Annotated in this window: 6 protein-coding genes; 4 read left to right on the forward strand and 2 right to left on the reverse strand. The window is 74.6% G+C overall.

Translation table 11 applies throughout. From position 1 onward, the window contains the following. Positions 1-739, reverse strand: a 739-nt coding sequence (meaB, locus tag C6N75_RS04650; RefSeq protein ID WP_258177226.1) for a methylmalonyl Co-A mutase-associated GTPase MeaB, incomplete at its 3' end; no start/stop codon positions are given. 39 nt (positions 740-778) lie between these two features. Further along, on the reverse strand, positions 779-1,981 hold the full coding sequence (locus C6N75_RS04655; RefSeq protein ID WP_105867554.1) for an acetyl-CoA C-acetyltransferase: 1,203 nt from the start codon (positions 1,979-1,981) through the stop codon (positions 779-781). 137 nt (positions 1,982-2,118) lie between these two features. Here C6N75_RS04655 and mce point away from each other — a divergent pair, with 137 nt between their 5' ends. From mce to C6N75_RS04675, 4 genes are all read left to right on the forward strand, one after another. Further along, entirely contained in the window at positions 2,119-2,556 is a 438-nt protein-coding gene (gene mce / locus C6N75_RS04660; protein WP_105867555.1) for a methylmalonyl-CoA epimerase, read from the forward strand. A gap of 240 nt (positions 2,557-2,796) precedes the next feature. Further along, positions 2,797-6,852: a polarized growth protein Scy gene (gene scy / locus C6N75_RS04665; RefSeq protein WP_105867556.1), complete on the forward strand. Its 4,056-nt coding sequence runs from the start codon at positions 2,797-2,799 to the stop codon at positions 6,850-6,852. A 123-nt stretch (positions 6,853-6,975) separates the two neighbouring features. After that, the gene (locus C6N75_RS04670; RefSeq protein ID WP_105867557.1) at positions 6,976-7,914 is read left to right on the forward strand and encodes a coiled-coil domain-containing protein; all 939 of its coding nucleotides are present in this window, start codon (positions 6,976-6,978) and stop codon (positions 7,912-7,914) included. A gap of 159 nt (positions 7,915-8,073) precedes the next feature. After that, the coding region (locus tag C6N75_RS04675) for an ABC transporter ATP-binding protein (RefSeq protein ID WP_105867558.1) at positions 8,074-9,070 on the forward strand (997 nt) is incomplete at its 3' end.

A 9,070-nucleotide genomic window follows, 5' to 3' on the forward strand; every position in this document is an offset into this window, starting at 1 on the left:
GCCCGCGAGCTGAACCACATGCTCGGCCTCGGCGAGGCCCGCGCCCCGGGCGACTGGCGGCCGCCGATCGTGAAGACGGTCGCCGCGCGCGGGCCTCGCCGAGGCCGAGCATGTGGTTCAGCTCGCGGGCGGTGGCGTCCGCCCCGTCCCGGTCGGCCTTGTTGACCACGTAGAGGTCGCCGATCTCCAGGATGCCGGCCTTGGCGGCCTGGATGCCGTCGCCCATGCCGGGGGCCAGCAGCACCACCGAGGTGTCGGCCTGGGAGGCGATCTCCACCTCCGACTGGCCGACGCCGACCGTCTCCACCAGCACCACGTCGCAGCCGGCCGCGTCCAGGACGCGGATGGCCTGCGGGGCGGCCCAGGCCAGTCCGCCGAGGTGGCCGCGGGTGGCCATGGAGCGGATGTAGACGCCCGGGTCGGAGGCGTGCTCCGACATCCGGACCCGGTCGCCGAGCAGCGCGCCGCCGCTGAACGGCGAGGACGGGTCGACGGCGAGCACGCCGACCCGCTTGCCGGCCCGGCGGTAGGCCGTGACCAGCGCCGAGGTGGTGGTCGACTTGCCGACGCCGGGCGAGCCGGTGAGCCCGACGACGTAGGCGTTGCCCGCGAGCGGGGCGAGCGCCGCCATCACCTCCCGCAGGTGCGGGGACGCCCCCTCCACCAGCGAGATCAGCCGGGCCACCGCCCGCGGCCGGCCCTCGCGCGCCTGGGCCACCAGTTGGGGGACGTCCACCATCTGCGTATCCGCTCCTTCGTCCTCGTACCGCCGGGCAGGCTACTTCGCCGGGACGCGGACGATCAGCGCGTCGCCCTGACCGCCGCCGCCGCACAGCGCCGCCGCCCCGGTGCCGCCGCCGCGCCGCTGGAGCTCCAGGGCCAGGTGGAGCACGATCCGGGCCCCGGACATCCCGATGGGGTGGCCGAGCGCGATGGCGCCGCCGTTGACGTTGACCTTGTCGGCGGTGATCCCGAGGTCCTTCATGGACTGCACGGCGACGGCGGCGAACGCCTCGTTGATCTCGATGAGGTCGAGGTCCTCGACGCCGATGCCCTCCTTGCCCAGGGCGTGCCGGATGGCGTTGGACGGCTGGGACTGAAGGGAGTTGTCCGGGCCGGCGACGTTGCCGTGCGCGCCGATCTCGGCGATCCAGGAGAGGCCCAGCTCCTCGGCCTTGGCCTTGCTCATCACCACGACCGCGGCCGCGCCGTCGGAGATCTGCGAGGAGGTGCCGGCGGTGATGGTGCCGTCCTTGGCGAAGGCGGGGCGCAGCTTGCCGAGGGACTCGGCGGTGGTGTCGCCGCGGATGCCCTCGTCCTTCGCGAAGAGCACCGGGTCGCCCTTGCGCTGGGGGATCTCGACCGGGGCGATCTCCGCGTCGAAGACGCCGTTCTTCTGGGCGGCGGCGGCGCGCTGGTGGGAGAGGGCGGCGATCTCGTCCTGCTCGGGGCGCCGGATGCCCAGGCGGGTGTTGTGCTTCTCGGTGGACTCGCCCATGGCGATGTTCTCGAAGGCGTCGGTGAGCCCGTCGTGCGCCATGGCGTCGAGCATCTCGATCGCGCCGTACTTGTGGCCCTCGCGGGACTTGGGCAGCAGGTGGGGCGCGTTGGTCATGGACTCCTGGCCGCCGGCGACGACGACGTCGAACTCGCCGGCGCGGATGAGCTGGTCGGCCAGCGCGATGGCGTCCAGGCCGGAGAGGCAGACCTTGTTGATCGTGAGCGCGGGGACGTTCATGGGGATGCCGGCCTTGACGGCGGCCTGGCGGGCGGGGATCTGGCCCGCGCCGGCCTGGAGGACCTGGCCCATGATCACGTACTGCACCTGGTCTCCGGTGACGCCGGCCCGCTCCAGGGCGGCCTTGATGGCGAAGCCGCCGAGGTCGGCCCCGGAGAAGGACTTCAGCGAGCCGAGCAGGCGGCCCATCGGCGTGCGCGCGCCGGCGACGATGACGGAGGTGGTACCGGTCGTTCCAGACATGGGCAGGGCCCCTTGGGGTGTGAAGTGAACGAGGGTTTACTTCCAATGTACTGAGCGGTACGCACCCGGGTCATCGGCCCGTCGGTGTGACGGCGCGCACGTTGCGTAACCATCCCGGGCGCGCTGCACTGGGTGCCATGCTGACGCGTATCGATCACATCGGGATCGCCTGCCGGGACCTGGACGCCACCGTCGAGTTCTACCGTGCCACCTACGGCTTCGAGGTGTTCCACACCGAGGTCAACGAGGAGCAGGGGGTCCGCGAGGCCATGCTCAGGATCAACCGGACGGACGACGGCGGGGCGTCCTACCTCCAGTTGCTGGAGCCGACTCGGGAGGACTCCGCGGTGGGCAAGTGGCTCGCCAAGAACGGCGAGGGCGTGCACCACATCGCCTTCGGCACCGCGGACGTGGACGGCGACGCGGAGGCCGTCCGGAGCAAGGGCGTGCGGGTGCTGTACGACGAGCCGCGCACCGGCTCGATGGGCTCGCGGATCACCTTCCTGCACCCCAAGGACTGCCACGGGGTGCTCACCGAGCTGGTCACCTCGGCCGAGGCCGCCGCCGGGCACTGAGCCCGGCCGGGCCGCTCCGGACGGCCCCGAGCACCGGCCCCTCCGCCCGTCCGGAGGGCGAAGAGCACTGACCCGCCTATTCCCGGCCCGGTAGAGTGGGCTGCTCCGGGCCGGGGCCGGATCGGGGCCGTGCCATGTCTCCGAAGGTCATCTGACACCATCTCCCCGGGGGGGGCCGTTCGCCTGCGGGCGGCGGCCGTGCCAAGTCAGTTGCGACCAGGGGACGGATGGGACCGCGCAGTGCGGGGCTACGAACGCGCAGAGAGCCACCGGGCTGACGACCACCTTTCGCGGTTCGAAGCCGAGATGGACCGGCTGAAGACCGAGCGGGAGAAGGCCGTCCAGCACGCCGAGGACCTCGGATACCAGGTCGAGGTGCTGCGGGCCAAGCTGCACGAGGCGCGGCGCACCATCGCCTCCAGGCCGGCGTACGACAGCGCCGACATGGGCTACCAGGCCGAGCAGTTGCTGCGCAACGCGCAGGCCCAGGCCGAGCAGCTCCGGGTGGACGCGGAGCGGGAGCTGCGCGAGGCGCGCGCCCAGACGCAGCGCATTCTCCAGGACCACGCCGAGCACCAGGCGCGCCTACAGGCGGAGTTGCACGCCGAGGCGGTGCAGCGCCGCCAGCAGCTCGACCAGGAGCTGTCCGAGCGCCGGCAGACCGTCGAGGCCCACGTCAACGAGAACGTGGCCTGGGCGGAGCAGCTCCGGGCGCGCACCGAGGCGCAGGCCCGCCGGCTGATGGACGAGTCGCGGGCGGAGGCCGAGCAGTCGCTGGCCGCGGCCCGCGCCGAGGCGCTGCGACTCGCCGAGGAGGCCCGCCAGCGCCTGGGCGCGGAGGCGGAGACCGCCCGCTCCGAGGCCGAGGCGATCCTGCTGCGGGCCCGCCGGGACGCCGAGCGGCTGCTGAACGCCGCCTCCAGCCAGGCGCAGGAGGCCACCAGCCACGCCGAGCAACTGCGTACCGCCACCACGGCGGAGTCCTCCGAGGCGCGGGCGAAGGCCGCCGAGCTGGGCCGGGCGGCCGAGCAGCGGATGGCCGAGGCCGAGGAGAAGCTGCGGGAGGCCCGCGGCGAGGCCGAGAAGCTGGTCGCCGAGGCGAAGGACGCGGCCGCCAGGAGGCTGGCGAGCGCCGATTCGGCCAACGAGCAGCGCACCCGTACCGCCAAGTCGGAGATCGCCCGGCTGGTGGGTGAGGCGACCAAGGAGGCCGAGGCCCTCAAGGCGGAGGCCGAGCAGGCGCTGGCGGACGCCCGGGAGGCGGCCGACAAGCAGGTCGCCGAGGCGTCGGAGAAGGCGCGCACGGCGGCCGCGGAGGACTCCGCGGCGCAGTTGGCCAAGGCCGCCCGGTCGGCCGAGGAGATCCTGTCCAAGGCGTCCCAGGAGGCGGCGGAGGCCACCCGCAAGGCGGCCGAGGAGGCCGAGCGGGTGCGCCGGGAGGCCGAGGCCGAGGCGGACCGGCTGCGCGGCGAGGCGCACGACACCGCCGAACAGCTCAAGGGCGCGGCGAAGGACGACACCAAGGAGTACCGCGCCAAGACCGTCGAGCTCCAGGAGGAGGCGCGGCGGCTGCGCGGCGAGGCCGAGCAGCTCCGGGCCGACGCGATCGCCGAGGGCGAGCGGATCCGCGGCGAGGCGCGGCGCGAGGCGGTGCAGCAGATCGAGGAGGCGGCGAAGACCGCCGAGGAGCTGCTGGCCAAGGCGAAGGCCGACGCGGACGAGGTCCGCACGGCGGCGACCGCGGAGAGCGAGCGGGTCCGCGCGGAGGCGATCGAGCGGGCCACCGGGCTGCGCCGGCAGTCCGAGGAGACGCTGGAGCGCACCCGCGAGGAGGCCGACCGGCTGCGGGCCGAGGCCGAGGAGCAGGCCGAGTCGGTGCGCACCGCCGCCGAGGAGACGGCCGGCGCGCTGCGCGAGGAGGCCGAGCGCGGAATCACCGCCCGCCAGGAGGAGGCAGCGGCCGAGCTGACCCGGCTGCACTCCGAGGCCGCGTCCCGTCTGGAGGCGGCCGAGCAGGCGCTGACCGAGGCCCGTACCGAGGGCGAGCGGCTGCGCCGGGAGGCGGCCGAGGAGTCCGAGCGGCTGCGCGCCGAGGCGGCCGAGCGGATGCGCGCGCTGGGCGAGCAGGCCGAGCAGGAGTCCGAGCGGCTGCGCACCGAGGCGGCGGCGGAGGCGGCGGCGGCCCGCGCGGAGGCGGAGGGCGCGGCGGTCCGGCTGCGGTCGGAGGCGGCCGCCGAGGCGGAGCGGCTGCGCACCGAGGCGCAGGAGACCGCGGACCGGGTGCGCGCGGAGGCCCAGGGGGCGGCCGAGCGGGTGACCTCGGAGGCGGCCGAGGAGCTGGCGGCGGCCCGCGAGGAGGCCAACCGGCGCCGCCGGGAGGCCGAGGAGACGCTCGGTTCGGCGCGCTCCGAGGCCGACCAGGAGCGGAAGCGGGCCCGGGAGCAGAGCGAGGAGCTGCTGGCCTCGGCGCGCAACCGGGTCGAGGAGGCGCAGGCCGAGGCGCTGCGGCTGGTGGAGGAGGCGGACCGGCGGGCCACCGAGATGGTGGCGGCCGCCGAGGCCACCGCCCAGTCGGTGCGCGACGCGGTGGCCGGGCTGCACGAGCAGGCCGAGGAGGAGATCACCGGGCTGCGTTCGGCGGCCGAGCACGCGGCGGAGCGCACCCGCGCGGAGGCGCAGGCGGAGGCGGACCGGGTCCGCACCGACGCCTACGCGGAGCGGGAGCGGGCGGCGGAGGACGCGGCGGGGCTGCGCGAGCGGTCCCGGGAGGAGTCGGAGGCCGCCCGCCAACTGGCCGAGCGGACGATGGCGGAGGCGGTCGCCGAGTCGGACCGGCTGAAGGCGGACACCGCCGAGTACGCGCAGCGGATGCGCACCGAGGCGTCGGACGCGGTGGCCTCGGCCGAGCAGGACGCCGCGCGGACCCGGGCGGACGCCCGCGAGGACGCCAACCGGATGCGTTCGGAGGCGGCGGCGCAGGCGGACAAGCTGGTCGGCGAGGCGGGCGCGGAGGCCGAGCGGATGACCGCGCGGGCCGCCGAGGAGCTGGCGTCGGCGGAGGCGCTGCGGGCCGAGGGCGAGCGGCAGGCCGAGGAGCTGCGGGCGGCGGCCCGCGCGGACGGCGAGCAGGTGCTCGACGAGGCGCGCAAGGCCGCGGACAAGCGGCGCGCGGACGCCGCCGAGCAGGCGGACCAGTTGGTGGCCGAGGCGGCCGGCGAGGCGGAGCGGCTGGGCGCGCAGAGCGCCGAGCGGGCCGAGCGGCTGCTCGCCGAGGCCGGCGCGGAGGCGGAGCGGGTGCGCGCCGAGGCCGGCGCGGAGGCCGAGCGGGTGCGCGGGGAGGCGGCCGGCGAGGCGGAGAAGCTGCGGGCCGAGGCGGCCGAGGCGGTGGGTTCGGCGCAGCAGCGGGCCGAGCGGATCCGCGCCGAGGGCGAGCGGCTGAAGGCCGAGACCGAGGCGGCGGCCGAGCAGATGCGCTCGGAGGCCCGCTCGGAGGCGGACCGGCTCGTGGACGAGGCCCGGCAGGCCGCGGCCAAGCGGCGCTCCGACGCGGCCGAGCAGGCCGACCAGTTGGTGGCCAAGGCCCAGGAGGAGGCGCTGCGGGCGACCGCGGAGGCCGAGTCGCAGGCCGACACCATGGTGGGCGCGGCCCGCAAGGAGGCCGAGCGGATCGTCGCGGAGGCCACCGTGCAGGGCAACGCGGCGGTGGAGAAGGCCCGTACGGACGCCGACGAGCTGCTGGTCGGGGCGCGCGGGGACGCCGCCGCCATAAGGGAGCGGACCGAGGAGTTCCGCCGCCGTACCGAGGGTGAGGTCGAGGAGCTGCACGAGCGGGCCCGGCGGGAGAGCGCCGAGCAGATGCGTTCGGCCGGCGAGCGGGTCGACAAGCTGGTGGCGGCGGCCACGCAGCAGCGCGAGGAGGCCGAGGAGAAGGCCAAGGCGCTGCTGTCGGAGGCCGATTCGGAGGCGAGCCGGGTGCGGATCGCCGCCGTGAAGAAGGCGGAGGGCCTGCTGAAGGAGGCCGAGCAGAAGAAGGCGGGGCTCGGCCGGGAGGCGGAGAAGATCAAGGCGGACGCGGAGGCCGAGGCCGAGAAGCTGGTCGCCGACGCCAGGCGCGAGGTCGAGGTGCTGGTGCGCCGCCGCGAGGACATCCAGACGGAGATCTCGCGCGTGCAGGACGTCCTGGAGGCGCTGGAGTCGTTCGAGGCCCCGGCGGCCGGCGGCGGCAAGGACAACGGCGTCAAGGCCGGTGCGAGCGCGGGCGTTACCCGTACGAGTGGCAAGTCATCCGAGGAGTAAGCCACTCAAAAGGCTGGACATTCTCCGGATTGAACGGGCATCCGCTCGAAGACACGCCGCCGAGGAGCCTAGGATTCCCCCTAACACCTCAACAACTCACCGGTCTCTTTCGACAGGAACCCCATGAGCGACACATCCTCCCCCTTCGGCTTCGAGCTCGTGCGGCGTGGGTACGACCGCGGTCAGGTGGATGACCGCATTACCAAACTCGTCGCCGACCGTGACAGCGCTCTGTCCCGAATCACCTCTCTGGAAAAGCGCATCGAGGAGCTCCATCTCGAAACGCAGAACGCCCAGGCCCAGGTCAGCGACGCGGAGCCGTCGTACGCCGGTCTGGGCGCGCGCGTGGAGAAGATCCTCCGGCTGGCCGAGGAGGAGGCGAAGGACCTGCGCGAGGAGGCCCGTCGCGCCGCCGAGCAGCACCGCGAGCTGGCCGAGTCGGCGGCCCAGCAGGTGCGCAACGACGCCGAGTCGTTCGCCGCGGACCGCAAGGCCAAGGCCGAGGACGAGGGCGTCCGGATCGTCGAGAAGGCCCAGGGCGAGGCCAACACCCTGCGCTCCGAGGCGCAGAAGGACGCGCAGTCCAAGCGCGAGGAGGCGGACGCCCTCTTCGAGGAGACCCGCGCCAAGGCCGCGCAGGCCGCCGCCGACTTCGAGACCAATCTCGCCAAGCGCCGCGAGCAGTCCGAGCGGGACCTGGCGTCCCGTCAGGCGAAGGCGGAGAAGCGGCTCGCGGAGATCGAGCACCGCGCCGAGCAGCTCCGCCTGGAGGCGGAGAAGCTGCGCACCGACGCCGAGCGCCGGGCCCGCCAGACGGTGGAGACCGCGCAGCGCCAGGCCGAGGACATCGTGGCCGACGCCAACGCCAAGGCGGACCGTATCCGCAGCGAGTCGGAGCGCGAGCTGGCGGCGCTGACCAACCGCCGCGACTCGATCAACGCCCAGCTCACCAACGTCCGCGAGATGCTGGCGACGCTGACCGGCGCGGCCGTCGCCGCCGCGGGCTCCCCCGCGGACGACGAGACGGTCTCCCGCGGGGTCCCGGCCCAGCAGACCCGCTGACGCGTCCCAGGACGCGCCCGCGCACCCGCCGGTCGTACGCGGCCGGGGACGACGCCGCCCGTCGTCCCCGGCCGTTTCGCGTGCCCGGGCTCGGGCGTGCGCGGCCCCGATCGCCGCGCGGGGCCTCCGCAATCGGGGGCGGCACGCGATAATCGAGCCATGATCGAGCTTGAGGGGCTTACCAAACGTTTCGGTTCGAAGACGGCGGTGGACCATCTCTCCTTCCAGGTCACCCCGGGCGTGGTGACCGGGTTCCTGGGGCCGAACGGGGCCGGGAAGTCCACCACCATGCGGATGATGCTCGGCCTGGACCATCCGACCAGCGGCACGGTGCGGATCGACGGCCGGCACTACCGGGAGCTGGCGGAGCCGCTGCGCAGCATCGGCGCGCTGCTGGAGTCCCGGGCCATGCACCCGGGGCGCACCGCCTACAACAACCTGCTGTGCCTGGCGCAGTCCAACCGCATCCCGGAGCGCCGGGTCGGCGAGGTGCTGGACCTGGTCGGTCTGAGCGCGGTGGCCAGGCGCAAGCCGAAGGGTTTCTCGATGGGGATGGGGCAGCGGCTCGGCATCGCCGCGGCGCTGCTCGGCGATCCCCGGATCCTGCTGTTCGACGAACCCGTCAATGGTCTGGACCCCGAGGGAATTCACTGGGTCCGCAATCTGATGAAGGCGCTGGCCGCCGAAGGCCGGACGATCTTCGTTTCCAGCCATCTGATGAGTGAAATGGCGCTGACCGCGGATCACTTGATCGTGATCGGGCAGGGCAGACTGCTCGCCGACACCTCGATGGCGGAATTCATCCAGCAGAACTCCCGCAGTTATGTGCGCCTGCGCACCCCGGAGCCGGAGAAGCTGCGGGACGCGCTGGCCGCGGCCGGTCTGCCGGCCGTCGCGGGCCCGGACGGGGCGCTGGAGGTGGACGGCGCGACCACCGAGCAGGCCGGCGAGCTGGCCGGCCGGGCGGGGATCACACTGCACGAGCTGAGCGCCCAGCGGGCGTCGCTGGAGGAGGCGTTCATGCAGATGACGGCGGGCGCGGTGGAGTACCAGGCGCACGGCGGCGCGACCGGCCCGGCCCCGGGCGGCCCCGGCCTCCCGGGTCCCGGCGCCGTTCCCGGCCCGGACACCGGTCCCGGCCCCGGCCCCGGACCCG

It is taken from the genome of Streptomyces solincola (genome assembly GCF_002982015.1).
Lineage (GTDB): Bacteria > Actinomycetota > Actinomycetes > Streptomycetales > Streptomycetaceae > Streptomyces > Streptomyces solincola.

Excerpts from the sequence above, each read along its gene's own strand:
- mce (WP_105867555.1), top strand. The coding sequence starts at position 2,119 with ATGCTGACGCGTATCGATCACATCGGGATCGCCTGCCGGGACCTGGAC.
- C6N75_RS04655 (WP_105867554.1), bottom strand. The coding sequence starts at position 1,981 with ATGTCTGGAACGACCGGTACCACCTCCGTCATCGTCGCCGGCGCGCGC.
- C6N75_RS04670 (WP_105867557.1), top strand. The coding sequence starts at position 6,976 with ATGAGCGACACATCCTCCCCCTTCGGCTTCGAGCTCGTGCGGCGTGGG.